The organism is Nitrospira calida (genome assembly GCF_976986435.1).
On sequence record NZ_OZ335950.1, the window covers coordinates 1,295,025 to 1,319,725 of the forward strand.

Consider the following 24,701-nt stretch of genomic DNA (forward strand, 5'->3'; position numbering starts at 1 on the left):
CCGGGAAAGGAGGTGCGGCATGAGCGTTAGCGATCATGGCCCGACTCCGCCTGCCGTCACGATGACGATGCTCATCCTGGCCCTGGTTTCGTTCGTGGGAATCGGTTTCCCTTCGATAAGTCACGCCAGAGAGTTGATGACGCCCAAGGAGCAGTCTGAAACGGAAGTGGACCCGACGTCTTCTCCCTTGTTCGACACCCAGAAGAAAGGCGTTCCACAGTCTATTTTTGTGTGGATCAAGTTCGCCAAAGGGTTTGAAGAGGAATGGGATAGTTTTGGTCGGAAGGGGTGGTACACGCAGGACCCGCGGCTGAAGCCCATCGGGGCCGGTACGACCGTATTTACACCGGACACCCCGGCCATTTATATCGTGTTTGAAGTGGCGCCTCTCGAAGACCCTGCGCAGTTCAGCGCCCAGTGGTTCCTGGAGGAGGAAGGCGGAAAACTTTCCGAGACCCCGATCGGCAAGGATGCCTTGGAGGTGCCGGGTCACTCGCGGTATGGATATCTGGAATTGAAACGGCCCGACGGTGCCTGGCCCAAAGGCAACTACCTGGTAAAAATTTACGTCACCCCGCTCGGCCAACAGCCCTTCCACGCGGCCAATCAAGTCGGCACCATGCGGTTTACGATCTCGGATCAGCCCGCACAAGCCGCTCCCGCCGCCCAGAAGTAGGACGGCCCGCCGCGGACATTGCTTTCTCCGGAGATCACTGAATTCCGAGGGTGGCGATGCCGATTTATGAGTATCTCGCCGAGCGATGCGACCGACAACCCAGTTGTTCGTTGAAAAAAGAGTACCTCCAACCGGTGACGGCCGCTCCGCTCACAGCCTGCCGGGATTGCGGTGCGCCGATTCGCCGGGTCTTCTCCTCCTTTGCCGCTCGGTCAGGCCCGGTCGGCGTCTCCAGACCTGACCCAACTCCGCTCAACATCACGGGTATTCCGGCGCCGACGCAAATGCCCGGCGGCGGGGAGGAAGGACCGTGTGGTGGGGGGAAGGGCCACGAACATTGAGGGTGCCGGTGGCGACACTCACGGGAGACCGCCTGTGAAGGGTGAAAACAAGGGAATGAGGAGAGATGAAAGAGACGGATCCGGAGAAGCTTGCGCTCTTGTACGAGCGCTTCAAGGATGTGTGTTTAGTTGAGAAAGAGATCTGGACCGAGGTGTTTCTGCCGCGGGAGGTCAAACACGGACCTGTGCGCACGAATGTCCAGGATCGTTATGAGGTGGTGATCGATGATAAAGATGTCGAAGCCGCGCTCGAAGCGAATATCCCTTTGGGAGGGCCAGCTCTCGCCGCGGCGATCCAGGAATATCGCTCCCACATCAGTTTTATCAAGAAAGGTTAGCGCGCTTGCACGGCCAGCGCCGTCTCGATTCCCCTGACGATGTCGTCCGAGAGCGGTTTCGTCCGAGGATGGTAGCGCGCGATCACCCGGCCTGATCGATCTACCAGGTATTTCTGAAAATTCCACTCCACCTCGCCGGGAAACGGACTTTGCTCTGTGAGATACCGGTAGAGCGGGTGTTTGTCCTGGCCCTTAACGCTGATCTTGTTGAACAGGGGAAATGTGAGACTGTACGTGGTGGAGCAAAAGCTCTTGAACTCCTCATTATTGGTCCCCGGTTCCTACTGGCCGAAGTTGTTGGTCGGGAACGCCAGAATCTCCAACCCTTGGTCCCGGTATTTTTCGTATATCTTCTGCAGGTCGGCATACTACGGTGTGTTCCCGCAGAAGCTGGCGGTGTTGACCAGCAGGAGTACCGTGCCGCGAAACTGGCTCAGCGATACTGGCTTGCTGTCGATGTCGTCGAGCGTGGAATCATAGACGCTTGAAAATTGTGCGTCCATCGCCCCCGTCCTTTCTTCAGCGGCCTGAGCCGATCCCGGAGGAAACACGTATCCGGACCCGCATCCGCCGACCATCCCGAATCCCAAGACCAACCACGAAAGCCCGCGTTTCAGCAATGATATAAAGAACGCACCTTTGCTAGAGCCTCTGGAGCGCGGCGATCCGTTCCTCAATCGGCGGGTGCGTGGCAAACAGTCCCAGAAAACCGGAGGTTTTGCCGGAAATTTTCATGGTGGCCAAGGGATCTTGAACAGAATATTCGAATTGAGTCCGAGACATCCATCGATCGATTGCCCGGAGGGCCGAGATCATCGCCTCTTTGCCGTAAACCTTGGCCGAAAAGGCGTCAGCCGCAAACTCGCGACGACGAGAGAACCAACTGATCGGGATCATGGCGAGGATCGACAACACGAATTGCAGGAAGAAATAGACTCCCAGAGCCAGGGCTTCGTTGCGTTCGGCCAAGTGCCGATAGACCCAGCGGCTGATCAGATAGACGAAGGTGTTCATCAATCCGGCTAACACCGTCGTCGTGAACATGTCGCCGTTGAACACATGGCCCATTTCGTGCGCCAAAACAGCCCGGACTTCCTGCTCGTTCAGATTGTTCAACAAGCCGGTTGAGACCGCCACCATGGAGTTGTTCTTGCTCGGACCGGTTGCGAAGGCATTGGGGTCCGGCGAGTCGTAGACCCAAACTTCCGGCATTTGAATCCGAAGGCGTTGGGCGATCTCCTGCACGGCGCCGTACACGACTTGCTCCGCATGAGATCGGGGTTGCGTGATCTGGTAACAATCCAGCATGGAGCGGGCCAATTGTTTCGAGAAAGCCAAGCTGATGAAGGCGCCACCGAATCCGAAGACCATCGCCCAGACCAGATCCTGCTGATCGACGACGCCTCGCACATCGATGCCGAAAGCCGGCAGGATAAAGTTCACCAACAGATTGAACGAAAACGACAGTGTGACGAAGATCAAGACGTTCGCGATCAGGAGCAGCGTGATTCCCTTAAGCCACTTCATGCATCTCCTCCTTGGTCATGTCCTTGCTTGTTTGACCGTGCGGGTTCGCAGGTTCGGGTGCGAAACCGCTGATGGTTTCCTTAAAAATATACAACGACCCGACGGGAATAGCATCCTCCGGCTCCTCAGAGGATCGTATCGGATTGTATGATAAGGCTCCTTGCGCAGCGGTCAAGGCACGGCGCACCGGTGCCGGGTGTCTTGTAAGTTGTTGAGGTCGCGAGACTTGTTGACCCGCGACACTCCTTCTGCTACAACGCCTCCCGTGGAATGCGCTCGGCGAACCACGCGGACTCTTCTTCTTATGATGAGGGTGCTGATTGTGGCCGTTGGTCTAGTCTGCGGCCACGGCGCGCTCGCCGATCAAGAGAAGCCAAGCGAGCCGGTCGTCGCCGCGCTCGGCGCCGACGGGATCCAGCGCGCATCCCTCACGCTCGACAGCTATTCGTATGAGCCGAGCCATCTTATTGTCGAAGCCGGAAAACCGGTCGAGCTGAACCTCACCAGCGTTACGCTGCTCACACCCCATAACTTTGTGCTGAAAGACGCAGCGGCCGGACTGGCGGTGGAGCAAGATGTGAGCGCCGGCAAGACCGTCACGGTCCGCTTCACCCCGATGAAACCGGGAACCTACGCTTTTTATTGCGACAAAAAGCTGCTGTTTTTTGCCAGCCATCGCGAAAAGGGGATGGAAGGCAAGCTCGAAGTTCGCTAGAGGTCAGCCACGCACCCACATCTTTCCCGACAGCCGTTGTTGCGCGACATTCTCAAAGGTGTCTCCCGTTCGTTTTACCTGACCCTTGCCGTCCTCCCTTCCGCGGTGCGAAATCAGGTGGGCCTGGCCTATCTCTTCGCCCGCGCGGCTGATACGATCGCGGACACGGATTTGATCGACCGGGGGCAGCGTCTGTTGTTCCTCAAACAGTTCAGGGCTCAGTTTGCCGAAGACCATGTCGACTGGGAAGAAATTCGGGCGATTCAAGCGGTCTTGATTCCGCATCACACCGATTTGGCCGAGCGCATCCTCCTCAAGAGGCTCGAAGACTGCTTTCGGTTGTATCTAGAATTCGCGTCCGAGGACCGCGCCCGTATCCGGGGCTTGATGGGAACCCTGCCCAACGGCATGGAAATGGATCTGACGCGCTTTCCCGGCGATGCTGCGCGCAACCTGACCGCGTTGCAGACGATGGATGAGTTGGACCACTACACCTATTGCGTCGCCGGCTGCGTCGGGGAATTCTGGACCCGCATGATGTGTGCGCATCTGTCATCGCTGGCCGAGTGGGATGAGGCCAGGATGTCGGCTCTCGGCGTACGGTTCGGCAAAGGGCTTCAGATCACGAACATCCTCAAGGACCTCGCTCGCGACCTCCAGCGTGGACGTTGCTATGTGCCGGCTGCGCTTTTAAAGGAAGCGGGGTTGGTTCCGTCCGATCTCCTTCGAACGGAGACGCTGCCTGCGTTCAGGCCTGTCTTGCGCAAGCTGGTCGCGATTGCGCGCGGGCATCTCGACCAGGGATGGGTTTACACGATGGCGATTCCCCGGCACGAGGTGCGTTTGCGCCTCGCCTGCATGTGGCCGATCCTCCTCGCCGGCGAAACGCTACGATTGGTTGTCGCGTCCGAAGACCTGTTGAATCCCGCTGTCACCGTCAAAGCCTCCCGCGGCACGGTTTACCGTGTCATGGCCTTGACTACTCTGACAGCAGGCTGCGGCTACATCGGCACGGCCTATTGGGGGTGGCTGCGGAAACAGATGGTGTGAAACAGGGCTTCATGCGGTCAAGCCGAAGCGCTTGGGCAGAGCCGGATCATCCAGCCCGTCTTCTACTTCTTTTGCGGCTCCAGCAGCTTGTCCCCTTTCCGGAACACCGCGTAAATCGCCTGGGACGGGCAGGCGTCGAGGCAGAGACGGCAACTTTCCAGACAGCGGGACGCATCGAACTTGAAGGGTGGAGTGGAGAGCCAGGCGCCGGTCGGACAGACGGGGATGCAGATCGCGTTATGTGTGCAACGGTCGGGGTGCCGGACGAGGTGATCTCTGACAACCATCATAGGTTTCACTCCCTCAAACAAAGCCTGGGAAAAGATTTCCAGCATGTTCTTCATGACCGGCTTTTCTCACTTCCACCGATCTACGAGTTGCCGGAGGCGTTCCTTCAGCTCTGGGATCTGTTCGAGATTATTTTCAATCGCGCCGATAATTTTTTCCAGCCGAGCCGATCGAAGCGCCTCTTTATCCCGGCGAACCAGCCGGTCGTATTCGGCGTACGCTTCAGGATGCTGGGGCTCCAGATAACTTCTGGCGCAGCGGAGAGCCTCGCCCAATTCCCAAGGTTCCGGAGCGAGTGGCGGGGTTACAATGAACGACCCGTCCTGAAAGATCAGGACCGCCGCGCCAGGTTTACCGGTCAACGGTATCACGGTGTCGATCGTTTTGCCGGCCGCGTGTTCCCATGACAGGGTCAGCCCAGGGAAGCGTTTCATGAAGGCGACTTTCTCCTGATTGGCTTTCCATTTTTCCTCGATGGGCATGATCATTCCGCTCTGGTCTAAGCTGAGATTGAGGTCAAGGTGGTGCGAGGAGAGAATAGGGAACTGACGGAACCGGCTTCTGCCTTAGCCTGAAGCTTGACCTTAACTTTTTTGGGGGTGCGGTTCATGATCGGGCATGAGCAGTCGCTCCACGATTTCGCCCTTCACAATGTGTCGTTCCATGATTTCCGTGACATCGGCTTCGGAGCCGACCCAGTACCACACGCCTTCGGGATAAATCACGACGCTGGGACCGTATTCGCAATGGTCGAGGCAACCAGCTTTGTTGGCCCGGACGACGCCTTTCAACCCCAGCCGCTCCACTTCCTTTTTAAAGAACGCCTGCAGCCGTTCCGAACCGTGGTTAGCGCAACAGCCGCGCGGGTCCTCCTTCGGCCGTTGGTTTACACAGACGAAAATGTGATGTTTGAAGGTGGACAATGGAGAGTCCTCGATTACGTCGTCAAGGCCGAGGGCTGATTCTGAAGACGGTGAAGGAGGCTGGTGACTTCCCCGACGTTGATCAACGGAGAGCCGCTTTCCCGTCCGTCGAGAAGCGCTGCGATTTCCCGCAACCGCGTTTGTGCCCGCTGCAGCTCTTCTGCGCGCGCCAATTCGGAGGGTTGTCCCGAGCCGAGCTTTTCGAACTCTGAACGAATGTCGCGGAAATCCCGCTGCAAATTTTTGTGCAAGGAACAGACTTCGCAATACCACCGCGGGCTTTGATCGGCAGACGGCGACAGGCGATCGTAAGGCCGCCCGAAGAAGTCCTTGCCGAGCGAGAGCTTCATCAACGGCTTGTTGGTGGCACCGCAGGCATGACAGGCACCGGACGACAAATCCAGACCCTCCTGTTTCAACGACCGGATCGCGACCGCGCCAGTCGGGCCCCATCTTACACCAGGCTTCCGCGGGGTGTCTACCTCGTGCGCGACGGTTCAAGGCGGGTCGGAGTATAATGTCGAAGAACACCGGTCCGTGGCGGCGGAGGGGCAGATGATCATCGGCGTTCCCAAAGAGATCAAGGACCACGAATATCGCGTCAGTGTCACTCCCGACGGCGTGCGGGCGTTGCTCAAGGCCGGACATGGGGTATGGGTGGAAGCTTCGGCCGGAGAGGGGAGCGGGTTTCCGGATGAAGCATATCAGCGAGCCGGCGCTCAGATCGCGGCCTCGAAAGAGGAAGTCTTTCAGAAGGCCGACCTGATCGTCAAAGTGAAAGAGCCGCAGTTGTCCGAGTGCCGGTTCTTCCGCCCCGGGCAAGTGTTGTTCACCTACCTACATTTGGCATCTTCGCCGGAACTGACGAGGGCCCTGCTGGATGCGCGCGTCACCGCTATTGCTTATGAAACGACTGAGGACAGGCATGGAACCCTGCCGATGCTGAAGCCCATGAGCGAGATTGCCGGGCGCATGGCGGTGCAGATCGGCGCCCGCTACCTTGAACGCTTGCCTGGCGGGCGCGGGGTGTTGTTGGCGGGTGTACCGGGCGTTGCCCCGGCAAAGGTCGTGATCTTGGGAGCCGGTACGGTAGGCAGTGCCGCGACTCGGATCGCGGTCGGGATGGGTGCACAGGTGATCGTTATCAATTTAGACGTGGAACGCTTGCGCTATCTGGACGATCTCTACCAGGGACGTGTTGTGACGTTGGCCGCCAACCAGGCCGATATTGACCGTGCGGTGGAAACCGCTGATTTAGTCATTGGCGCTGTCCTGGTGCCGGGCGCCCGCGCTCCCAAACTGGTGTCGCGCGCGGTGGTCTCCAGAATGGCACCGGGATCGGTTGTCGTGGATGTAGCAGTCGATCAAGGTGGCTGCTTCGAGACGACGCGACCGACGACCCATTCTGATCCGGTCTATGTCGCGGACGGTGTGCTGCACTATTGTGTGCCTAACATGCCGGGCGTCGTGCCTCGGACGGCGACTTTGGCCTTGACCAACGCGACGCTACCCTTTATAGTCCGCCTGGCTTCGGAGGGGGTTGAACGCGCGATTCGCTCTGACCCTGGCCTGGCGAAGGGCGTCAATCTCATGGATGGCAAGGTGACCTGCAAAGGCGTCGCCGATGCCCATGGCGTGAAGTTTGAGCCCCTGACTTGAGTGTGCCGACAGACTTTGGATGATGGGATCGGGGCGTAGCGCAGCCCGGTAGCGCACCGCGTTCGGGACGCGGGAGTCGGAGGTTCAAATCCTCTCGCCCCGACCAGACCGCGCTCGCAAGGTCGAGTGCCGTCCAACAGTTCTTGCACGAGAGCAGACGTCCTGAGTCTCTGCGATCGATCGTGGCGATCGGGATAACCGCTTCCAACCCGTTCTGCTTTCTTCCGCGAATGCATCCGCCGGCGATCGGCAACGTCGATGCGTCCTCGGTGTGATGTTGTCGCTTTCACGCCGATTCCCCCGCATGTTCTTAAGAAAAGCGTGACGCGTGAGCGGAGGTATGAGAATATCCTTTCTTGAACGGTCTTTTCCCGGTAGATCTGGCGGCGCACGTGTTCAGTCATGACCGAACCGCGCGGCAAGTCACTCGTCAGAGCCAGAATTCTCGTGAGTGGGCGTGTGCAGGGAGTCGCCTACCGGGCGTTCGCTCACCAAGAGGCCGTTCGACGGAACCTCACAGGAGGCGTCAGAAATTTGGACGATGGGCGCGTCGAGGTCGAGGTCGAGGGCGAACAAGAGTCGATCGCGGCGCTCCTCGAGATGCTCAAGGAGGGCCCTCCACTGGCGCGCGTCGATGATCTTCAAGTGACATGGAGCGCAGCGACGGGCCGGTATCAGGATTTTCGGATTTGGCACTGAAGACGCGGCGGCAGCGGGTGAAAGGAAACGATGATCGTGAGCGATGACGACGACCAGAACGAATCGGTCGACGCCCAGGACGAGGACATTGCAGAGGACGGGGAACTACAGGAAGCGCCTCTGCTCAACGGCCGAGGTGTCAAAGTCCGTGGGCGGAAAGAAGGGAAATCCGAAGGACTCGATACGCTTAAGTCCTATCTGCGGGAAATCCGGCATAATTCCCTTCTGACCTTCCGGCAGGAACAGGAATTGGGCAAACGCGTCATGGCGGGTGACATGCGCGCCCGCGAACAGATGATCGAAGCCAACTTGCGCCTGGTGATCAGTATCGGCAAGCGCTACATGAACCGGGGGTTCCCGTTCGCCGACATCGTGGAAGAGGGCAACCTCGGGCTGATCAAGGCGGTCGAGAAGTTCAACTACAAACGGGGGTTTCGCTTCAGCACCTATGCGTCCTGGTGGATCCGGCAGTATATTGAACGGGCGATCATCAATCAGGGGAAGTTGGTCAGGCTCCCCGTTCATGTGGTCGAGCGGCTCAACCGCTACTTGACCAAGGTCGAACAGCTTGGCCAGGAGCTGGGGCGCGAGCCAAAGACACACGAAATCGCCAGGCGGATGAAAATTTCGGAAGCGGAGGTGCTCGATCTCAAGCAACTGATCCGTACGACCTGTTCGCTCGACAGCCCGATCAACGACCGAGGCGACACGTTTCTCCGCGACGTTATCGAGGACCCACTGAGCGCTTCCCCCGAGGAGACGGCCGAGGGTGTGATACGACGTGAAGAGTTGATGGCGTGGGTCAAGGAGTTGCCAGAGAAGGAGCGAACTGTGGTAATCTCTCGCTTCGGTTTGGACGGTGGGGAAGCTCAGACCCTTGAGGAAATCGGCAAGGATCTCGGTCTCACCAGGGAGCGGGTCCGGCAAATCGAAACCGCGGCTCTGGTGAAGCTCCGGACTTCGATCGAGAAGCGGATGATGAGGCAGGACGATCTGTTGTAGAGGGACTGGGCGATCGATGGACTACAAAGCGCTCATTCGTGAAGTGCCGAACTTTCCCAAGCCGGGCATTCTGTTTTACGACATCACCACGCTGCTTAAGGACGCCCGCGCGTTCAGGAACATCGTGGAGGAACTGACGGCGCGCTATAGCGGTAGGCGCATCGCGAAAGTGGTCGGTATCGAGTCCCGAGGGTTTATCCTGGGCGGGACCCTCGCCAATCAACTCGGCGCGGGGTTCGTGCCGGTCAGGAAGCCGGGGAAGTTGCCTGCCGACAGCTTCGAAGTCAAATACAATCTGGAGTACGGCGCGAGTTCGCTGGCAATCCACCGCGACGCGATTGCCATCGGAGAACGGGTGCTGATCGTCGACGACCTGTTGGCCACCGGTGGAACGGCGGCCGCCACCGTCCATCTCGTCCGCCAACTGGGAGGCGAGATTGCCGGCCTGGATTTCCTGGTGGAACTGAAGAGTTTGAACGGGCGCGACAAGCTCAGCGGTTACGACGTCCATTCGACCATCGTTTATCCTTGATTTCCGATTCTTCCGGGTGCGAGCGAATCTGCTTGCTCGGTGCGTTTGCCTGAAGAGAAACGCCCCGCGCTCGCTCCAAACCCCACTTCCTTATGCCTCGGTTGGTCCGGCTTTTCCGCCTGAGCAAGGTCTTGCACAATCATCGACGCCGTGCTATGAATGCCGAGCTTTTTCGGCCGACCGGCCGATTCCGGCGAAGGTGAAACGACATGGCAGATAAAGTGCAGGCCAAGAAAAAAGCTCAGTCCAAAAGTAAGACGCCCGGCAAGTCCGCGGCGAAACCCCGCACCTCGACCGACAGTGTCGAGATCAAAGAACCTGAATCGCAACCGTCTTTTGGGTCGGACAAGGAACCTACCCGCAGGAAAGAGGAGCAGGAGCGACGACGGGAAGTGCTGTACCGTATGCTGATGAATAAACGGCAGGAAATCATGAAAGAGATCGAGGGCAACCTCGGTCAGTCCTTGACGGAGGATCAACAACGGCGGCTTGAGTCGGCGCGCGACGTCGGCGACCAGGCACTTATGGATTTGGAGCGCGAGTTAGGCATTTCGTTGATGGAGATGCGGAACCGCAGGCGTCAGCTCATCGACGAAGCGTTGACCCGGCTAGCCGAGGGCACCTATGGCGTGTGTGCCGAATGCGGTGTGGAGATCAGCGAAAAGCGACTGGCCGCGGTACCCTTCGCGAAACTCTGCGTCGAATGCCAGTCCAAACAGGAATTGCTGGAGAAGATCGAAAAGGAGGAGGAGCGGGAATAGTCCGTGCTTCGATCGGCTTCCTTGGCTGAGAAGTTTCCACCTCGCGTCAGCTCGGTTCGCACTGTCCCCTCCTGAGCGTTTTTCCCCACGAACGCCCCCGACGCCGACACCGGCTGACTCTCGTCCGAGCATGGGGTACAATGCCGTCTGCGGCCGGAGCCGCGGCAAGGGCCAAGAGGGGTCGATTCGTGATGAAAGCAGTGGTGCTCGCGAGCGGCGGCTTGGATTCCGCCGTCACGGCGGCCGTCGCGAAGAAGGACGGCTGCGCGCTCTATTTTTTAACGGTTTCCTACGGACAGCGCCATCAAATCGAGGTCGAGCGGGCGTGCGAGGTTGCAAGGGCCTTGGGCGCCGCCGATCACGTCGTGCTCGAGTTGGACCTGCGACGCTTCGGCGGCTCCGCGCTCACGGGCGCCGATGCGGTGCCCAAGGATCGGAAGCAGGCCGACCGGGCCAAGGGCATCCCGGCGACTTATGTGCCAGCCCGCAATACCATTTTTCTGTCCCTCGCCCTGGCCTATGCGGAAGTGCTGGATGCGCCGTATATTTACTTTGGCGCCAACGTGCTGGACTACTCAGGTTATCCCGATTGCCGGCCGGACTTCATCCGCGCGTTCGAAGCTGTGGCGAGACTCGGCACCAAAGCCGGAGTGGAAGGACGAATGATCACGATCCGGGCCCCGTTGCTTTATCTGTCCAAAGCCGAAATCATCCGAACCGGCGTGTCGTTGAAGGTGCCGTTCCACCTCACCCACAGTTGCTATGATCCGGTGCCGCCCGGTCTGGCTTGCGGGCGCTGCGACAGTTGCCAGATCCGTCGGGAAGGATTCCGGCAGGCCGGAGTTGCCGATCCCGTGCAGTATGCGATAGGTTAGTCGAGCCCGATGTCCGTGTCTCCGGAAGAATTCTTCATGTATTTGACGATCGCGCTGATCGTGCTGGTTCCGGTGTCCGCGCGTCTCTATCGGCGCGCGACGATGAAGCGGACGACCGAGATGTTGCGGCGGCAATTCGGCCGCGCTGAAGCGCCGGAGCGAAAACCCGAATGAGCGAACGGGCGAGGCGAGAAGTCGCGGCGAGCAGTTCCGGAGCTTGGAAGGCGTCAGCTCGGGCGGGATTGGCCGTGTGGCTGTTGGTGGCCGGTCTTCCTTCCGCGTGCACCGACGGATCAGGCACCCAGGACGCGGCGGCCATCCCTCCAGAATTGCGGGTCGGGGAGGCCAAGTTCAAGGCCAACTGCGCGCGCTGCCATGGCGAGCGGGGTGCAGGCACCGATCACGGTCCACCGCTGGTCCACAGGATTTACGAGCCCGATCACCATCCGGATATCACTTTTCAACGAGCGGCCGCGAACGGCGTCCGCGCCCATCACTGGAACTTCGGCAATATGCCCAAGATCGATGGGGTCACGCCCGAAGACGTCGATCAGATCACCCGCTATATCCGCTGGCTCCAGCGCCAGGCGGGCATCAACTAAAGATTCGGTATTGTCCCTGCCTCGTTGGATCCATGCGCATCGGGTTCTCGCGTGCCCGCATCCGGCGATTTGACATTTTCGCCGAGCGATTCGTAAGGTACATCCATCCATCCATCCATCCATAAACACAGGTCATCGTGGCTCCGGACGATCGTGAGTCCGTATTCGCGGCTAGTCCGTGTTGAGCCACCTGTTCCAAAAGGAGGCAGCTATGGCACGGCAAGGGAATTGGTTCACGAAGTGGCTTGGCGCGGCCGGTCTCTGCCTGATGACGTCGGGTTGCGCGCTGGTGGCGATCGATGCGGGACATGAAGGCGTCCTGGTCGAGAAGCCGTTTTTTTTCGGGCACGGCGGCGTGGATCCCGTTCCAGCGACCACCGGCCGTGTCGCGGTGGCGTTGACCACCCAGGTGATCGACGTGGACGTGCGGCCGATCCAGTACGCCGAGCATTTCGACATCATCTCGGCGGAAAACGCCCCGGTCTCGTTTGACGCGTTCATGATCGCCAGCGTGATCGAAGGTCGCTCGCCGGAGTTGATCAGCCGGTTCGGCCCAAACTGGTACCAGAATAACGTCAAGGAAGCCTTCCGTACCTTCGTGCGTGAGGAGGTGCAGAAGTATCCGTTGTTTCAGTTGACCACCGATCCGACCACGAGGACGAAGCTCCAAGATGCGATCGGGCGGGAAGTACAAACCAAGATCATCGACAAGCAGAATCTGCCGATTCGTCTTGTGCGTATCGTGGTCGGGAGCATTATGCCGCCCAAGGGGGTGCTGGAACAAACGGCTCAGACCATCATCCAGGAGCAACGTCGAATTACGATGGTGGAGTTTCAGAAGGCGGAAGAGGCGCGGGAGAAGGCCGAACGGCAACGCGGCATCGCCGACCGGGCCTATCGGGAGTCGCTGGGGCTGACGGCCCCGGAGTTCGTAGATCTGCGGCGGATCGAGGTGCAGAAAGAGATCGTCCAGCACGCCCCGACCGCGCTGACGGTCATCATGGGGCTCGAACGGGTGGGCATCAACATCCCGCCGCTCGGCGTGGAGAAATGAGGCGGTTTGGCAAGCGCGAGGTCGGCGACCTCGAAGCGTCCCGCTTCGGGGCGCCGATCGTTACTTGACCACCCAGACGCGATAGGACTTCGCGTTGAGCGGCTTGGCAATCTTGCGCACACCGATCTCGCCCGGATTCATGACATCGTCGCCGGACTCGGTTTTCCTTGCCGGGTAGCGCTCGCTCCTGATCAACGTTCCCTGCTCGTCATAGAAGTCGACCATCAGGTCGGCGTGTTCCCGCAAGCCGCCGTCGTAGGCGGTGTTGAGCCAGTCCAGCCGCTTCAACGCCTTGAAGACCACGGAGATCGTGCCGTCCGTATCCTCGCGGACGCTAAGCACGCGCAAGGCGCGATTCTGCTCGACGGCCGTCGGCGCGTTTTCCACGCCGCCGAGCGGAGCTTGAATCACTTTCCGGATTTCTCCCGACTGCACGACACCCCGCACCTTGCAGTACACCGTCCGGCCTTTTTCCGCCTGCTCGATCACCTGCACGTCCTTGACGTAGTTTGAGGCGATCGTCTGGACGATGTCTTTCAACAAGGCCGAATCGACGATCGCCGCCGTTTCTTCCCGGAATGAAGGCCAGGTGCTGATCGCGAGTCTGAGCGCTTCCCGGCAGGCGGTCGCTTTCGCCTCGGTCGGCGTTTCAGGATCGTGATAAGTATAGCGATAATCGCCTACGATCTCGATACGATCGGATTGAGCCCATGCCTGTTGCGTGAACGGCAAGAGCATGCCGCCCGTCAGGAGCAAGGGCAACCAACGAACACCGGATGTCTGTTTCGGACACCTCATGGCCGCCTTCCTCCTTTCTCGTATGGGAGTGATGTCATGCTACCACGTGATTTCACAGGTCGGCAATCGAGGGTCCCCTGTCTTCCCTGAGGGCGTCAGCCAACGCTTGAACGGTCAAGGGGGCGTTCCCTTCCACCCGGTTGTTAGCCAGGATGTACGGGGTGACGCCGTCCGTCAGGGCTTGACGAATGAGCGCCAGGGTGTCCTGGCGCATCCGGGGTTGGGCTTTGACGATGCGGGTATACGGCTCGTACCGCTCGACCGCCTTGGCATAGGCCAGGCCGAGCGGGGTCAGAAGGCGGAGGACCGTGAACCCGGCCGTCAACGTACGGCCGAGTCGCCGATGCTGTTCGAGCAGGGGCGGCATGGCGGTCCAGTGGTTGTACACATGGGCGACCCCGTACGCTTTCAGGAGGTCGCGGTAACGAGGGCCGAGATGCGCCGGGTTGCGAACTTCCACCGCGTACTGTGGACCGACCGGCAGCTTCGCGAAGAACCGGTCGAGCGCCGCAAGAAACTCATCGGAGTCCAGACCGGATCGCTGGAACTCGAAGATCAACGGGCCGGCGCGGGCGCCGAGCCCTTCGTGCCAAGGGCGAAGTACGAACTCGTCGCACAGCGCAGGATCCAAAAATCGGGGATTCGGCTTGCCGGCGCGCAGGCCGTACCGAGGTAGGTTGGCGAAGGTGGGCACGGTGATATCTTCCCACACCTTCGAGCAAAAATGAAAGTCCGCCGGGACCTGGGCGGCGTAATGGATAAGGAGGTGAATGTCAGGCGGGCGATAAAATGTGTGATCCAGGCCGACAGTCTTGAACAACGGCGCGCCATCGTATTCATAAGCCGCGTATTCGGCCAGACAATCCTTGGCGAAGCGGGTTCTGGGATAAGATCGCGTGTACACCAGGCCTTGCCAGCCTTCATAGGCCCAGGAACTGGTGCCAAACCGAACTCGATCGCGAGCGTCGCTCACGGAATTCCGAGCCGCCGCCTCTCGGATCGGCGGGAGGCCGGCGATGGCCGCCGGCCCACGCGCAGGAGAAGGCCGATCATGCGCCGGATTTTACAATGAGGCGTGGTCTTGGAAACAGCCCACCTTGACTTGAACCGGGTCTTCACTCAGACTCACTGCGATGTCTGATGCCACAGATCGGGAGTTGCTCGATCGTCTGGCGGAACGCGCTGGGATCGCCCCGGAGTACTACGACATCAATGGGGCACGGCACGTGACGTCGGAACACACCAAGCGCGCCATTCTGTCGGCGATGGGGTTCCGTGTCGAATCGGTCCACGATCTGGAGGAGGAACTACGCAGGTGGGACGAGGCATCCTGGCGACAATCCTGCGATTCGGTCGTGGTCGTGCAAGAAGGTGACGAGTCGGCGTGCTGGTCGTGTCGCCTAGCGGTCGAAGAGCGGCAGCAAGTGCATCTTCGGATTGTGTGGCGCATCTGCGATGAAACCGGTCGCGTGCGCTGTGAGGATGAATCAGGACCCGGGTTGGTGCCGCGCGAGGTTCGTTTCCTAAACGGCCGACGGTATATCCGGGTCGAGGTGCCGCTGCCGCGCGATCTGGCGATGGGCTATTACGACGTGACCGCGAGGGCCCAAGGAATCGAGCCCAGCTTGGAGCGATCGTTTCTCCTCATCCTTGCCCCCCGACACTGCTATGTGCCTCCTTTCTTTGAAGAGGCGCGGCGCATGTGGGGTGTGGCGCTGCAACTCTATGCACTCCGTTCTTCGAGAAACTGGGGGATCGGGGACTTCGGCGATCTCACGAACATCGTCGAGTGGGCAGCCCACGACCTGAGAGCCGGGGTGATCGGCCTCAATCCGCTTCACGCGCTGAAAAACACCCGGCCGTTCCATATCAGCCCCTATTCTCCGAACAGCCGGCTGTATTTGAACGACATCTACCTCGATATCGAGCGCATCCCGGAATTCGCCGCGTCGGTGGAGGCTAGAAACCTGGTGCGCAGCGCCCGGTTTCGGACGACGCTGGAAGACCTCAGAAAGCGCGATCTGGTGGACTACGACGCCGTCGCCGGTGCCAAGCGCTCGGTGCTCGAACACCTCTTTGCGCAGTTTCTCCACGATCATTTCTCCGAAGCTGGCGAGCGGCTGGAGCCGACGACGGAACGGGGCCGGGCCTTCACGCGATATGTGCGGGAGCAAGGCGAAGCGCTAGAGCGGTTCGCCGTCTACCAGGTGCTCGATGAGGAGATGCGCCGCCTCGATCCCCCGGTGTGGATCTGGCAGGAATGGCCGGAGGGCTATCGGCATCCGGCTTCCGCCCAGGTCAGCGAATTCGCCCGGCGATATCGCACGCGGGTCTGGTTTCATCAGTATGTCCAGTGGGAGACCGAACGGCAGTTGCAGGAGGTGGTGGAACAGGCCGGATGTCTGGGCATGCCGATCGGCCTGTATCACGATCTGGCCTTGGGAAGCGATCGGTCCGGCGCGGACGGATGGGCGTTTCAAGACGTGCTGGCGTTGGCGGCCGATTGTGGCGCGCCCCCCGATCCGTTCGCGCCGGAGGGTCAGAACTGGGGCCTTGCGCCAGTGAACCCGGTGGCTTTGCGAGCGACCGGGTACCGCATGTTCATCGAGTTGCTCCGCAAGAATCTTCGGCACGGAGGCGCCATTCGTCTCGACCACGTGATGGCACTCTTCCGCCTGTTCTGGATTCCGCGTGGCTTGCCCGCTTCTGCCGGCGCCTACGTGCATTACCCGGCGGAGGAATTATTGGCGATCGTGGCGCTCGAAAGCGTCCGGGCCAAGACGGTGATGATCGGGGAGGATTTGGGCACGGTGCCTGATTGGGTCCGTGAACGGCTGGGGCGGGCGAAGGTGCTGTCCTACCGCGTCTTCTATTTCGAGCGGACCGGGGGTGGGGAATGGAAACGGCCGGCCGACTACCCGGCACAGTCCCTGGCGGTGGTGTCGACCCACGATCTTCCGACACTGGCTGGGTTCTGGGCCGGAGAGGATCTGGCCGTGCGGGCTTCACTAGGCTTCTATGTCGATGAGCGCGCGAAGCAGGAGGCGTGGGAAGAGCGGCAGCGGGAGAAGGCTGCTATCTTGAGGGCCTTGCAGGCGGAAGGTCTTCTGCCGGACGGGATCACGACCGATCCGGTCTCTGTCCCAGACATGACGCCCGCGCTGTGCCGGGCGATTCATGTGTATCTCGGGCGGACGCCTTCGTGGCTGGTGTTGGCTTCTCTGGAAGATGTGATCGGAGAGAAAGCGCAGGCCAATCTCCCTGGCACTGTCGAGGCCTATCCGAATTGGTCGCGCAAGCTAGCTCTCGATCTGGACGAATTGCGTCGGGACGGGCGAATCCACGACTTGGGAGCGGCGCTGAGGGAGGCCCGTGAGGGATCGGTGCCGGGGCGGGCGAGCACAAGATAAAATCAAAGCGGGGAATCGTGGCCGGTGGCAAGCAGAAGAATCGTCTGGTGCTGAGCGTCGCGGCGGCGCTGTTTCTCGGCATCGTGGTGATGGAGACGTTCATCCCCGCCAACGTCGTCGGGGCGTATGGATTTGTGCTTCCGATCTTGCTGGTGGCGACGGTCAGAAACCGGAAACTGATGTATCTGACGCTCGCGCTTTGCATCATCGCGACGTACATTGGCCTGTTGCGGCCTACCAAGCCGGGCCGGTTTGTCTCGGCGGTCATCAACCGGACGGTCGTGGCGTGCGTCTTGGGGATCGTCGCCTATGTCAGCATGACTGGAGAGGAACGCAAGGCCAGGGAAGAAGCGGCGCGGGCCGCGTTGGCCCTTCAGACGGAGAATCTGCTTCGAGCCAACGCGCAGTTGGTCGAGATCAAGGATAAGCTAAACCGATCGGAACGCTTGGCGGCGCTCGGCCAGCTTGTCGCCTCTGTCGCGCACGAGGTCGGAACCCCGCTGCATTCCATTGCCTGGCATGTACAGGCCCTGGCCGAAGAGCCGGGCGTCACGCCGGGGATGAAAAAACGGATCGAGATCATTGACGAGCAGATCAACCGCGTCGTCCAAATTATTCAGGATTTGCTGTCGTCGACGCGGCAACGGAAACCCGAACCGACCTGGTTGCCGGTCGAATGTTTGGTCCGACCGGTTGCCGCGCTGATGGAACCGGCGTTTCACGCAAAAGGTGTGGCTTTGAGGGTGGAACTGGGGCCCGATCCGCCGCAAGTCTGGGCCGATGCGGATAAACTGCAGCAAGTGCTGGTCAACCTGCTCACTAACGCGTTGACGGCGACTCCGTCAGGAGGCGAGGTTCATGTGTCGGTGGGCATCCGGCCGGCCTCAACTGACGAGGCGGACGCGGGCTTGCGGGCCAGCCGGCCGCTGGTGGAGAAGATGGTCACCGTCACGGTGAGCGACACCGGGTGCGGAATGCCCAAGGAGCATCTTCAACGGGCGTTCGAGCCGTTTTTCACCACCAAAGCCCTAGGCAGAGGAACGGGCTTGGGACTGTTTCTCAGCCGCGAGACGGTGACCGCTCACGGGGGCTGTCTCACGATTGACAGTGAAGAAGGGAAAGGGACGACGGTAGTGATCGCGTTGCCGGGACTTGGGAAGCGCCCGGTAGAGGCCCTCTCATAACCTTATGCAAACGTCGGCGAAAATTCTGGTGATCGACGACGACGCGGTGGCGCGCGAGTTGCTGGCCGAAGCGCTCAGGAAGGAGGGCTACGAGGTCGAGGCCTTCGCCGACGGCGCGGAGGCGATCGAGCGGGGACGAAAGGTGCCTGTCGATCTCGTGCTGACCGATATCCGCATGGGCGCGATGGACGGCTTGACCGTGCTGCGGGAGTTCAAGAAATTCAGCCCCGATACGCCGATTGTGCTATTGACCGCGTTCGGCTCGCTTGAAGGCGCGATCGAGGCGATGAAGCAGGGCGCGTACGATTATTTGGCCAAACCGTTCAAGAAGGAAGAAATCAAGCTGGTGGTCCGACGCAGTCTCGAACACGGTCGGCTCGTCCGCGAGAACGCCCGCTATCGCGCCGAACTGCGGGACCGGGAAGAATGGTCACAGATGGTCGGCAGCAGTCCGGCGATGCTGGAAGTGTACAAGCTGGTCGCGCGGGTGTCCGAAGGGCGCAGTACGGTCCTGCTGGAAGGTGAAAGCGGGACGGGCAAGGAGCTGATCGCCAAAGCGATCCATACGAACAGCCCGCGCCGCGACAAACCTTTCGTGCCGGTCAACTGTGCGGCGCTTCCGGAAGCGTTGCTGGAGTCTGAAATGTTTGGATATGAAAAGGGTGCACACTCAACCGCCACATCTGCCAAGCCCGGTCTGTTCGAGATCGCGAACGGGGGAACGCTGTTTCTGGACGAGATCGGCGATCTGGGCGCAGCCCTGCAGGTTAAACTCCTGCGGGTGATGCAGGATCAGGAAGTCCGCCGGGTCGGCGGCACCAGTTCGGTCAAAGTCGATGTCCGCATCATCGCCGCGACCAACCGCGATTTGGCGGGCCTGGTCAGGGAGGGCAAGTTCCGGGACGATCTCTATTACCGCCTGAACGTCGTTCGCATCGTACTGCCTTCGCTGGCCGAGCGGCGCGAAGACATTCCACTGTTGGCCCATCACTTCCTACGCAAGTACACGGGCGGCGCCGCGCATCCGGTCAAGGGATTTCTACCGGAGACTATGGCGCTGTTGCAGCGCTATCGCTGGCCGGGAAACGTGCGGGAACTGGAAAATGCCATCGAACGGGCCGTGTCGCTCAGCCACGGTCCGTTCGTCGTGCCGGACGATCTGCCGGAAGCCATCCGTCATGCCGATTCTATTCAGGAAGAAAAGCCAGCTTCCAAGGACGCGCCTTTAGAGGAGGAACTGTTGACCCTCGACGAGGTTGAGAAACGGCACTTGATTCGGGTGCTGAAAGAGACGAAGGGCAACAAAGTCCGCGCGGCGAAGATTCTGGGAATTGACCGGCGGACGCTCTATCGGATGGCGGAGCGGTTCGGAATCGACTTGGGCGAAGAGTCGGACCACCGCTAGCGGAGTTCGGTTATAACAGGCGAAGGGCGTTCTTGATCAATCGGAGTTGGTTCGCTGCGCTTTGCGGCAGCGGCACGGGGGATGCTTTCCATGCCGTGAAGATACCATCCTTTCCTTCATAAGAAACGTGAATCGTGAGGCGCGTGCTCTCTTCCGACAGTGTGGTGACGGTGGCCACCACCCAACTTCTTCCCACGCCGAAGCGCCAGTTCAACATCCAGTTCCAGGGATACGGCATAGTCGGTAGGTAGTGCCGGTAGCCGGTCGTCACCCTGCCCGCTTCTTCTTCCTCCACATCATAGCCGTCCGCCGTCAACACATCGATCAGAGCTTGCTTCACCTGGTCGACAGAAACCGGCAGGACAGCCTCGATGGCGTCGGCTTCGGGCAGCGGCTGTGTTCCGGCACACGCGCACAGCAAACCCGCGGCGATCACGAGGAGCGGGGTGGATCTCTGGCGGCGCATGGGTCGTTCGAAGCCCGCGCGTTACTTTCCGAGCCGATACACCAGGTGAGTGTCCGTTTGCGCCACGCCTTCAATGGCGTGGATTTTGGTGAGGACGAGTTGTGTCAGCGCATCCTGATCCGGGACTTCCACGATCGCAAAAATGTCGGGCTTTCCCCAGCAGGGATCGATTGTCTTGATCTCTTTGATCTCCGACAAAGCCCGGACCACGTCGCTGGTTTGCCCGGGCAGCACGTTGATCAGCACATAGGCGCGGTCGGGCATCGTCTCCACTCCATTGGTTGCCGCTCTGACGCGGGAAAACACGACGTGTGGCAAGGAACGGCAAGAAACGTAGCGGATACGCCGTGAGGAAGTCAATATCGTCGATGAAGCGCCGGCGCGCGGAAGGGCACCGGTCGGCAACGTTCCGCCGGGCGGCGCAGGTCTACTTGGGAGCGACCAGCAACTCGACGGTATAGCGGTCGCTGACGCTGGTGAGGTCCATTTCGAGCCCGCGTGGATTGCCGATCCGTCCCTCCGGGTCGTAAACAAAGCAAAAGAGCGTTTTGCAGGCTTCGCGAGCCGCGTAGCGTTCGGCGTCCGTCTGCAACTGATCAGCGATTTCTCGTGCGCCGACGCCCGGCCGTGTTTTTTTGACGACGATGGCGATGCTTTCCTGTTGCAAGAAAAACGTCGTCCGGCTGGCGCAGTCCGTATAGGGAGGCATCCATTCCTCCGAGCTGACCTCGTCGAATTCCAGGCGCAGCAAGGCATAGAACAAGTCCTGCACATCGTATTCGTCTTCCACGTCCAGGGTTGCGCGGTATTCGCGACGGAGCCGAAGCTGCCTGACGACCATGTGAAAACGCGTGCAGATCTTCCTGACGAGGTCCAGCGGATCCGGCCCGACGGCGGAATCCGAGGGTGTCGGTTTCGTTGCGTCCGTTCTCGGGGTGTCCGGCCTGCCGGCTATTCGCCCGGCGCTCGGAATGGGCTGATCGGCTTGTCGCGCGAGATGTTCCGCCGTTGGTGTTGGCTTGGCGGTTGGGCTGGGACGAGCCCTGTGGCTGACCATGGGAGCTGGCTCCGATCCGTCCCGCGACGCGGTCGCGGAAAATGCATTCGCTGTAAGGGCAGCTTCCGCTGTGTCAGCCGATGGAATCATGGAATGGGGAGGAGTCGGTGCCCCCTCGGCCGCTCGTGGTGGTGTTTCGAAAACCGGCGAAGCGGCCAACATCGCATGCGTCCGCACGGAGTGGGGCTTGGAAACTGCCGATCGGGCAAGCGACGCGGAACCGGGGAGAGGTGGCGATGGAGAAGAGACCGGAGCAGCCGCCTGGTTGGGTTGCGGCGACGGATGTGAGGGAATCTCGGTCCGCTGAATTGGAGGGTGAGCGGACTGGGCCGGGCTGCCTGCGGGGGAAACCGTCGTCGATGTTGGAAAGGGTGGTAGCGGCATAGTCGAACTCGGCGCGGATGCGACGGAAGCGGGTTGAACCAGCGGCAAGTTCGAGGGAGCCGCCGCCACGGCCGGTTGCGGAGGGGCTGGCTGAGCGGATGAAGCGGTCGAAGTCGACATCACGGACGCGGGAGTGGCGACATTCGTCGCCAGCGGAATCGACATCGTGACCGGCGGTGCGACAGGCGGCGCCAGCGACGTGACGGCGATCTGCGCCGGTGGAACCAATGTCGGATGGGGAACGTGTGGCAATGTCCCGGCTTGCGGCGCGTTGGCCGTCGGCTCTCCAGCGCCCAATCCCAACAAGTCGAGTTTCTTGCTTTCCAATCTGGCAATCAGCCCGTTCAACATGGAAAGCGTCTCAGTGATCTCCGTCGGCGTGTTCGTGCGGAGTTTGTAGTGTTGGTACGCCTGAAATTCAGGGGATTTGTCGCCGAAGATGCGGCGGATGCTTTCGCGAATTTGCAGCTCCGCCCGCGCGCGAAACGCCTCGCGATAGGGAAACCCTTCGCTCTTCAGGTCTTCGACCTTGGCGACCTGCTTGCGGAGCATCTCAATACCCTGATTGATCTCCTCAATCGCCAGAGCGGTTTTCGACCGGGTGCTGGACTTCGCTCGTGCCATCTCCGCGCTCTCGTAGCGCTGAGTCTAACGTAGGGTCGAGAGGCGGGCAAGGAAACAAAGGATTCCGGACGGGTAGGGAACGTGCTCGGCTAGATCAGGGCGGGAGCGCGGAGCCAAAACAGCCATGAGGACTGCCGAGAAGTTTGTCCATCGGCCTTCGATTGTGAAGTCGGGGGAGAGCAAGGATCCAGAACGCCGGACAGGAGGAACCAGGTGGGTATCCGCCCCCATCCGATTCGATAAACCGATGAAGAGCGGACGGCTCAAGCACACGCGGTTTGGTGCCCCCGACACGATTTGAACGTGCGACCCGCGGTTTAGGAAACCGCTGCTCTATCCTACTGAGCTACGGGGGCGTGGCTGCTACGATACTGGAAGGGCGGGACGAAGTCTAGCGAGAGACATGGTGAAGCCGAGGGCGGCGGGCAGGCAGCCCCGCCCGCCCGCCCTGGTCTGAGAGATGCCCGTCACCGAGTCAGATTGATCGCCTGGCGGTTTGCTTCGTCGCGCTTGCAACTCTCCTCGGCGACCATCCGCTGGCCGGGGCTCGCATCCTTGGGGATGCGGTCCAGGCAGGCTTGGAGGGTGTCGCCCGCCGTGCCGGCTGCCGCCCGCGCCGAGGTGGCGGTTGCGATCCCGCCACGATTGATGGCTTCCGCCTTGCAGCTCTCCTCGGCGACCATCCGCTGTCCCGGGCTGGCATCCTTGGGAATTCGACTCAGGCAGGCCTGCAACAGATCACCCGTGGCGGCCGAAGCGCCGGCTGGGCCGACGGTCCCTCCGGCTGCGCCGGGCCCTGGCATGCCGCCGTCTGTCGCGCAGGATGCCAAGAATAAGGTGGACGAGACCAGGACGATCATGTTCATGGCTCGCATTGTATACATATCGACGGCCCTCCTTTGGGAAATGGATGCGTGACTATAAGTGGAAGCGCATGGTCAAAGCAAGAATCAACGCACTATTCCGTCGGCGCGTTCAGACTTCGCCACGAGATCTTTTCTTGATGGAACTTGCGTCAGGATGTCGGCACGAACCTGGTAGATTCCGGGCAGCCGTTGCCCAATGGCGTAGACAAGCCCGCCGACTTGCTTGCCCAATGCGAGCTTTCCGCCGATCTTGCCGTCTTTGCCCGTTGCGATGAACTCAGCGGTTGGTGCCACCAGCCCGTACGAGGCGAGTTGGCCGGCCTGCTTGAGCACCCGCTCTTCCGCAGGTAGATTCACCACGCGGCTGACGAAGAGATCAGCCGTTTCCTGATTCAGTTTGGCGGCCGGCTCATCTTCCAACACCCATTCGCTGTTTTGGTGGATGAGGACATAGTGCTCGTCCCGTGTTTTGACCGACAACATCGCGATCTCCGGGAACTCCATGCCCAGAAGGCGTTTGTCCTGCAGGGCGAAGAGGTCCTTGGTGAGATCGCGGATCGCGGCCGGGTTAATCCGATAAATCGGCGCATCCGGCTTTGTCTCAGCGAAGGCTTCTCCGCTGGCCGGGTCCGGCTGGTAGAACTTGACAACCTGATCCGTGTCGCCGGCATGGACCGTCACTTTGACGTTCGGACTTCCCAGCTTCTTGGCGATCGCGTCCCGCTCGGGGCCGGGATCGATGATGCCGAGCGCCTTCAGGTCCTCCAGTCGGAACAGGAGCGTCCGCACTTCCGTTTGATCCGCCTCTGCTTCGATCGGGTAGCGAATCTTCCATTTCTTTTTCGGCTTCTCGTCCATCTGATACAGCACAATTTCGGTTGTGGGGTAGGTCAGCCGGATGCGGTCGATTTCCTTCTGATCGAACCGGAAAATTTCCTTGCGGCGGAAGCTCATGAGGTTTTTGTTGAGGAAGTCTTTCGGCGCCAGGTCGGTCAACAGCACTTTCTGATCGGACCCGCGCAGCACATACAGCGTGGAGGACAAGGGTCCGACGTCGCCGATGGAATAGGTTTCCCGCCTGTCGCCGGCTGTGACCGTAATGATCGTCGCTGGCCGGTCCAGGCCGAACGGCGCGAGAGCCGTCGCTGTCTCCTCCACCACTCGCTGGACTGTGCCGGTGGCGAGCGCGCGGATCAGCGCCTGGACCTCGCGTTCGTCCGCCTCCGCCCTGAGCGGCGCGGCGATGGTCCATCCGCGGCCTCCCGTCGATTCCATCACGATTTCAGTGGAATCGGCGCGGAGCGTGAGGCTGCTGATCTCGCGCTCGTCGAATGGGAGGAGTTTCCTACTCCGGGCTTCGGTTTCCTGTTCCATCCGCTGAGTCGGCATCTCGATGAAATAGACGTAGGCTCCCAGCCCGATCAGCGCGACCGCCATGAACAGCGTGACGTGGTAACTTTTCATG

31 protein-coding genes, 2 tRNA genes and 1 pseudogene are annotated in these 24,701 nt (G+C 60.5%); 18 read left to right on the top strand and 16 right to left on the bottom strand.

The window, feature by feature from the left end:
- Positions 1-19: 19 nt before the first annotated feature.
- The 3 genes from ACWHTU_RS06340 to ACWHTU_RS06350 all read left to right on the top strand — a co-directional run bounded on the left by ACWHTU_RS06340 (position 20) and on the right by ACWHTU_RS06350 (position 1,355).
- Positions 20-676, top strand: a complete 657-nt coding sequence (locus tag ACWHTU_RS06340; protein ID WP_447862543.1) for a hypothetical protein — start codon at positions 20-22, stop codon at positions 674-676.
- A gap of 56 nt (positions 677-732) precedes the next feature.
- On the top strand, positions 733-1,017 hold the full coding sequence (locus ACWHTU_RS06345) for an FmdB family zinc ribbon protein (protein WP_447862544.1): 285 nt from the start codon (positions 733-735) through the stop codon (positions 1,015-1,017).
- A gap of 65 nt (positions 1,018-1,082) precedes the next feature.
- On the top strand, positions 1,083-1,355 hold the full coding sequence (locus tag ACWHTU_RS06350; RefSeq protein ID WP_447862546.1) for a hypothetical protein: 273 nt from the start codon (positions 1,083-1,085) through the stop codon (positions 1,353-1,355).
- Here ACWHTU_RS06350 and ACWHTU_RS06355 read toward each other — a convergent pair.
- The 4 genes and pseudogenes from ACWHTU_RS06355 to htpX form a co-directional block, all read right to left on the bottom strand.
- Positions 1,352-1,486, bottom strand: a complete 135-nt coding sequence (locus ACWHTU_RS06355) for a hypothetical protein (RefSeq protein WP_447863396.1) — start codon at positions 1,484-1,486, stop codon at positions 1,352-1,354. The two genes, ACWHTU_RS06350 and ACWHTU_RS06355, sit on opposite strands and share 4 nt — an antisense overlap.
- Before the next feature lie 39 nt (positions 1,487-1,525).
- Positions 1,526-1,714, bottom strand: a pseudogene (locus tag ACWHTU_RS06360) (glutathione peroxidase); the annotation flags it as partial.
- A 9-nt stretch (positions 1,715-1,723) separates the two neighbouring features.
- On the bottom strand, positions 1,724-1,858 hold the full coding sequence (locus tag ACWHTU_RS06365) for a hypothetical protein (protein ID WP_447862548.1): 135 nt from the start codon (positions 1,856-1,858) through the stop codon (positions 1,724-1,726).
- 139 nt (positions 1,859-1,997) lie between these two features.
- Positions 1,998-2,882: a protease HtpX gene (gene htpX / locus ACWHTU_RS06370; RefSeq protein WP_447862549.1), complete on the bottom strand. Its 885-nt coding sequence runs from the start codon at positions 2,880-2,882 to the stop codon at positions 1,998-2,000.
- Positions 2,883-3,195: 313 nt separating this feature from the next.
- On the opposite strand from htpX, the gene ACWHTU_RS06375 reads away from it, so the two are divergent.
- Entirely contained in the window at positions 3,196-3,597 is a 402-nt protein-coding gene (locus ACWHTU_RS06375; RefSeq protein ID WP_447862550.1) for a cupredoxin domain-containing protein, read from the top strand.
- Positions 3,598-3,636: 39 nt separating this feature from the next.
- Positions 3,637-4,647, top strand: coding sequence for a phytoene/squalene synthase family protein (locus ACWHTU_RS06380; protein WP_447862552.1), 1,011 nt, complete (start codon positions 3,637-3,639; stop codon positions 4,645-4,647).
- Positions 4,648-4,709: 62 nt separating this feature from the next.
- Here ACWHTU_RS06380 and ACWHTU_RS06385 read toward each other — a convergent pair whose 3' ends face one another.
- The 4 genes from ACWHTU_RS06385 to ACWHTU_RS06400 all read right to left on the bottom strand — a co-directional run bounded on the left by ACWHTU_RS06385 (position 4,710) and on the right by ACWHTU_RS06400 (position 6,277).
- Positions 4,710-4,937, bottom strand: coding sequence for an ATP-binding protein (locus ACWHTU_RS06385; protein WP_447862554.1), 228 nt, complete (start codon positions 4,935-4,937; stop codon positions 4,710-4,712).
- A gap of 66 nt (positions 4,938-5,003) precedes the next feature.
- Positions 5,004-5,417, bottom strand: a complete 414-nt coding sequence (locus ACWHTU_RS06390; RefSeq protein WP_447862555.1) for a hypothetical protein — start codon at positions 5,415-5,417, stop codon at positions 5,004-5,006.
- A 102-nt stretch (positions 5,418-5,519) separates the two neighbouring features.
- Entirely contained in the window at positions 5,520-5,858 is a 339-nt protein-coding gene (locus tag ACWHTU_RS06395) for a (2Fe-2S) ferredoxin domain-containing protein (protein ID WP_447862557.1), read from the bottom strand.
- A gap of 14 nt (positions 5,859-5,872) precedes the next feature.
- A complete protein-coding gene (locus ACWHTU_RS06400) occupies positions 5,873-6,277 on the bottom strand; it encodes a hypothetical protein (RefSeq protein ID WP_447862559.1) in 405 nt (134 codons plus the stop codon).
- A 136-nt stretch (positions 6,278-6,413) separates the two neighbouring features.
- Between ACWHTU_RS06400 and ald the strand changes: the two genes are divergently transcribed.
- From ald to ACWHTU_RS06450, 10 genes are all read left to right on the top strand, one after another.
- Positions 6,414-7,517 carry an alanine dehydrogenase gene (gene ald / locus ACWHTU_RS06405; protein WP_447863317.1) on the top strand — a complete coding sequence of 368 codons (1,104 nt, stop codon included), beginning with the start codon at positions 6,414-6,416 and terminating at the stop codon, positions 7,515-7,517.
- Between the two features lie 29 nt (positions 7,518-7,546).
- Positions 7,547-7,623 (top strand) — tRNA-Pro (locus ACWHTU_RS06410).
- A 296-nt stretch (positions 7,624-7,919) separates the two neighbouring features.
- The gene (locus ACWHTU_RS06415) at positions 7,920-8,216 is read left to right on the top strand and encodes an acylphosphatase (protein ID WP_447862560.1); all 297 of its coding nucleotides are present in this window, start codon (positions 7,920-7,922) and stop codon (positions 8,214-8,216) included.
- 36 nt (positions 8,217-8,252) lie between these two features.
- A complete protein-coding gene (locus ACWHTU_RS06420; RefSeq protein WP_447862562.1) occupies positions 8,253-9,218 on the top strand; it encodes a sigma-70 family RNA polymerase sigma factor in 966 nt (321 codons plus the stop codon).
- A 16-nt stretch (positions 9,219-9,234) separates the two neighbouring features.
- The gene (locus ACWHTU_RS06425) at positions 9,235-9,750 is read left to right on the top strand and encodes an adenine phosphoribosyltransferase (protein ID WP_447862563.1); all 516 of its coding nucleotides are present in this window, start codon (positions 9,235-9,237) and stop codon (positions 9,748-9,750) included.
- A 209-nt stretch (positions 9,751-9,959) separates the two neighbouring features.
- Positions 9,960-10,511 (top strand): TraR/DksA family transcriptional regulator, encoded by a 552-nt coding sequence (locus ACWHTU_RS06430; RefSeq protein ID WP_447862564.1) that lies wholly within the window; start codon positions 9,960-9,962, stop codon positions 10,509-10,511.
- A gap of 191 nt (positions 10,512-10,702) precedes the next feature.
- Complete coding sequence (gene queC, locus ACWHTU_RS06435) at positions 10,703-11,386, top strand: 7-cyano-7-deazaguanine synthase QueC (protein WP_447863318.1); 684 nt, start codon at positions 10,703-10,705, stop codon at positions 11,384-11,386.
- 9 nt (positions 11,387-11,395) lie between these two features.
- Positions 11,396-11,560, top strand: coding sequence for a hypothetical protein (locus ACWHTU_RS06440; RefSeq protein WP_447862566.1), 165 nt, complete (start codon positions 11,396-11,398; stop codon positions 11,558-11,560).
- Positions 11,557-11,988, top strand: coding sequence for a c-type cytochrome (locus ACWHTU_RS06445; protein WP_447862568.1), 432 nt, complete (start codon positions 11,557-11,559; stop codon positions 11,986-11,988). Before ACWHTU_RS06440 ends, ACWHTU_RS06445 begins: the two co-directional genes overlap by 4 nt.
- 211 nt (positions 11,989-12,199) lie before the next feature.
- Entirely contained in the window at positions 12,200-13,042 is an 843-nt protein-coding gene (locus ACWHTU_RS06450; RefSeq protein WP_447862570.1) for an SPFH domain-containing protein, read from the top strand.
- Positions 13,043-13,102: 60 nt separating this feature from the next.
- Here the strand turns inward: ACWHTU_RS06450 and ACWHTU_RS06455 are convergent, their stop codons facing one another.
- Positions 13,103-13,840 (bottom strand): hypothetical protein, encoded by a 738-nt coding sequence (locus tag ACWHTU_RS06455; RefSeq protein ID WP_447862572.1) that lies wholly within the window; start codon positions 13,838-13,840, stop codon positions 13,103-13,105.
- A 52-nt stretch (positions 13,841-13,892) separates the two neighbouring features.
- A complete protein-coding gene (locus ACWHTU_RS06460) occupies positions 13,893-14,813 on the bottom strand; it encodes a DUF72 domain-containing protein (RefSeq protein WP_447862574.1) in 921 nt (306 codons plus the stop codon).
- A 160-nt stretch (positions 14,814-14,973) separates the two neighbouring features.
- Here ACWHTU_RS06460 and malQ point away from each other — a divergent pair, with 160 nt between their 5' ends.
- The 3 genes from malQ to ACWHTU_RS06475 are packed head-to-tail and all read left to right on the top strand — an operon-like array spanning position 14,974 to position 19,839.
- Complete coding sequence (gene malQ, locus ACWHTU_RS06465) at positions 14,974-17,250, top strand: 4-alpha-glucanotransferase (protein WP_447862576.1); 2,277 nt, start codon at positions 14,974-14,976, stop codon at positions 17,248-17,250.
- Between the two features lie 17 nt (positions 17,251-17,267).
- Positions 17,268-18,434 (top strand): sensor histidine kinase, encoded by a 1,167-nt coding sequence (locus ACWHTU_RS06470; RefSeq protein WP_447862577.1) that lies wholly within the window; start codon positions 17,268-17,270, stop codon positions 18,432-18,434.
- A gap of 4 nt (positions 18,435-18,438) precedes the next feature.
- The gene (locus ACWHTU_RS06475) at positions 18,439-19,839 is read left to right on the top strand and encodes a sigma-54-dependent transcriptional regulator (RefSeq protein WP_447862579.1); all 1,401 of its coding nucleotides are present in this window, start codon (positions 18,439-18,441) and stop codon (positions 19,837-19,839) included.
- 10 nt (positions 19,840-19,849) lie between these two features.
- On the opposite strand, the gene ACWHTU_RS06480 is transcribed toward ACWHTU_RS06475, so the two are convergent.
- The 6 genes from ACWHTU_RS06480 to ACWHTU_RS06505 form a co-directional block, all read right to left on the bottom strand.
- On the bottom strand, positions 19,850-20,305 hold the full coding sequence (locus tag ACWHTU_RS06480) for a hypothetical protein (RefSeq protein ID WP_447862581.1): 456 nt from the start codon (positions 20,303-20,305) through the stop codon (positions 19,850-19,852).
- 21 nt (positions 20,306-20,326) lie between these two features.
- Positions 20,327-20,569 (bottom strand): Lrp/AsnC family transcriptional regulator, encoded by a 243-nt coding sequence (locus ACWHTU_RS06485; protein WP_447862583.1) that lies wholly within the window; start codon positions 20,567-20,569, stop codon positions 20,327-20,329.
- Between the two features lie 163 nt (positions 20,570-20,732).
- Positions 20,733-22,370, bottom strand: coding sequence for a PD-(D/E)XK nuclease domain-containing protein (locus ACWHTU_RS06490; RefSeq protein ID WP_447862584.1), 1,638 nt, complete (start codon positions 22,368-22,370; stop codon positions 20,733-20,735).
- Positions 22,371-22,649: 279 nt separating this feature from the next.
- Positions 22,650-22,726 (bottom strand) — tRNA-Arg (locus tag ACWHTU_RS06495).
- 111 nt (positions 22,727-22,837) lie between these two features.
- Positions 22,838-23,254 carry a hypothetical protein gene (locus ACWHTU_RS06500; protein WP_447862586.1) on the bottom strand — a complete coding sequence of 139 codons (417 nt, stop codon included), beginning with the start codon at positions 23,252-23,254 and terminating at the stop codon, positions 22,838-22,840.
- A 66-nt stretch (positions 23,255-23,320) separates the two neighbouring features.
- Entirely contained in the window at positions 23,321-24,700 is a 1,380-nt protein-coding gene (locus tag ACWHTU_RS06505; protein WP_447862588.1) for a DUF4340 domain-containing protein, read from the bottom strand.
- Position 24,701: the final 1 nt, after the last annotated feature.

Excerpts from the sequence above, each read along its gene's own strand:
- ACWHTU_RS06425 (WP_447862563.1), top strand. The coding sequence starts at position 9,235 with ATGGACTACAAAGCGCTCATTCGTGAAGTGCCGAACTTTCCCAAGCCG.
- htpX (WP_447862549.1), bottom strand. The coding sequence starts at position 2,882 with ATGAAGTGGCTTAAGGGAATCACGCTGCTCCTGATCGCGAACGTCTTG.
- queC (WP_447863318.1), top strand. The coding sequence starts at position 10,703 with ATGAAAGCAGTGGTGCTCGCGAGCGGCGGCTTGGATTCCGCCGTCACG.
- ACWHTU_RS06455 (WP_447862572.1), bottom strand. The coding sequence starts at position 13,840 with ATGAGGTGTCCGAAACAGACATCCGGTGTTCGTTGGTTGCCCTTGCTC.
- ACWHTU_RS06365 (WP_447862548.1), bottom strand. The coding sequence starts at position 1,858 with ATGGACGCACAATTTTCAAGCGTCTATGATTCCACGCTCGACGACATC.
- ACWHTU_RS06390 (WP_447862555.1), bottom strand. The coding sequence starts at position 5,417 with ATGCCCATCGAGGAAAAATGGAAAGCCAATCAGGAGAAAGTCGCCTTC.
- malQ (WP_447862576.1), top strand. The coding sequence starts at position 14,974 with ATGTCTGATGCCACAGATCGGGAGTTGCTCGATCGTCTGGCGGAACGC.
- ACWHTU_RS06505 (WP_447862588.1), bottom strand. The coding sequence starts at position 24,700 with ATGAAAAGTTACCACGTCACGCTGTTCATGGCGGTCGCGCTGATCGGG.
- ACWHTU_RS06440 (WP_447862566.1), top strand. The coding sequence starts at position 11,396 with ATGTCCGTGTCTCCGGAAGAATTCTTCATGTATTTGACGATCGCGCTG.
- ACWHTU_RS06340 (WP_447862543.1), top strand. The coding sequence starts at position 20 with ATGAGCGTTAGCGATCATGGCCCGACTCCGCCTGCCGTCACGATGACG.
- ACWHTU_RS06430 (WP_447862564.1), top strand. The coding sequence starts at position 9,960 with ATGGCAGATAAAGTGCAGGCCAAGAAAAAAGCTCAGTCCAAAAGTAAG.
- ACWHTU_RS06415 (WP_447862560.1), top strand. The coding sequence starts at position 7,920 with ATGACCGAACCGCGCGGCAAGTCACTCGTCAGAGCCAGAATTCTCGTG.
- ACWHTU_RS06500 (WP_447862586.1), bottom strand. The coding sequence starts at position 23,254 with ATGTATACAATGCGAGCCATGAACATGATCGTCCTGGTCTCGTCCACC.
- ald (WP_447863317.1), top strand. The coding sequence starts at position 6,414 with ATGATCATCGGCGTTCCCAAAGAGATCAAGGACCACGAATATCGCGTC.
- ACWHTU_RS06490 (WP_447862584.1), bottom strand. The coding sequence starts at position 22,370 with ATGGCACGAGCGAAGTCCAGCACCCGGTCGAAAACCGCTCTGGCGATT.
- ACWHTU_RS06485 (WP_447862583.1), bottom strand. The coding sequence starts at position 20,569 with ATGCCCGACCGCGCCTATGTGCTGATCAACGTGCTGCCCGGGCAAACC.
- ACWHTU_RS06445 (WP_447862568.1), top strand. The coding sequence starts at position 11,557 with ATGAGCGAACGGGCGAGGCGAGAAGTCGCGGCGAGCAGTTCCGGAGCT.
- ACWHTU_RS06475 (WP_447862579.1), top strand. The coding sequence starts at position 18,439 with ATGCAAACGTCGGCGAAAATTCTGGTGATCGACGACGACGCGGTGGCG.
- ACWHTU_RS06480 (WP_447862581.1), bottom strand. The coding sequence starts at position 20,305 with ATGCGCCGCCAGAGATCCACCCCGCTCCTCGTGATCGCCGCGGGTTTG.
- ACWHTU_RS06350 (WP_447862546.1), top strand. The coding sequence starts at position 1,083 with ATGAAAGAGACGGATCCGGAGAAGCTTGCGCTCTTGTACGAGCGCTTC.
- ACWHTU_RS06450 (WP_447862570.1), top strand. The coding sequence starts at position 12,200 with ATGGCACGGCAAGGGAATTGGTTCACGAAGTGGCTTGGCGCGGCCGGT.
- ACWHTU_RS06385 (WP_447862554.1), bottom strand. The coding sequence starts at position 4,937 with ATGATGGTTGTCAGAGATCACCTCGTCCGGCACCCCGACCGTTGCACA.
- ACWHTU_RS06345 (WP_447862544.1), top strand. The coding sequence starts at position 733 with ATGCCGATTTATGAGTATCTCGCCGAGCGATGCGACCGACAACCCAGT.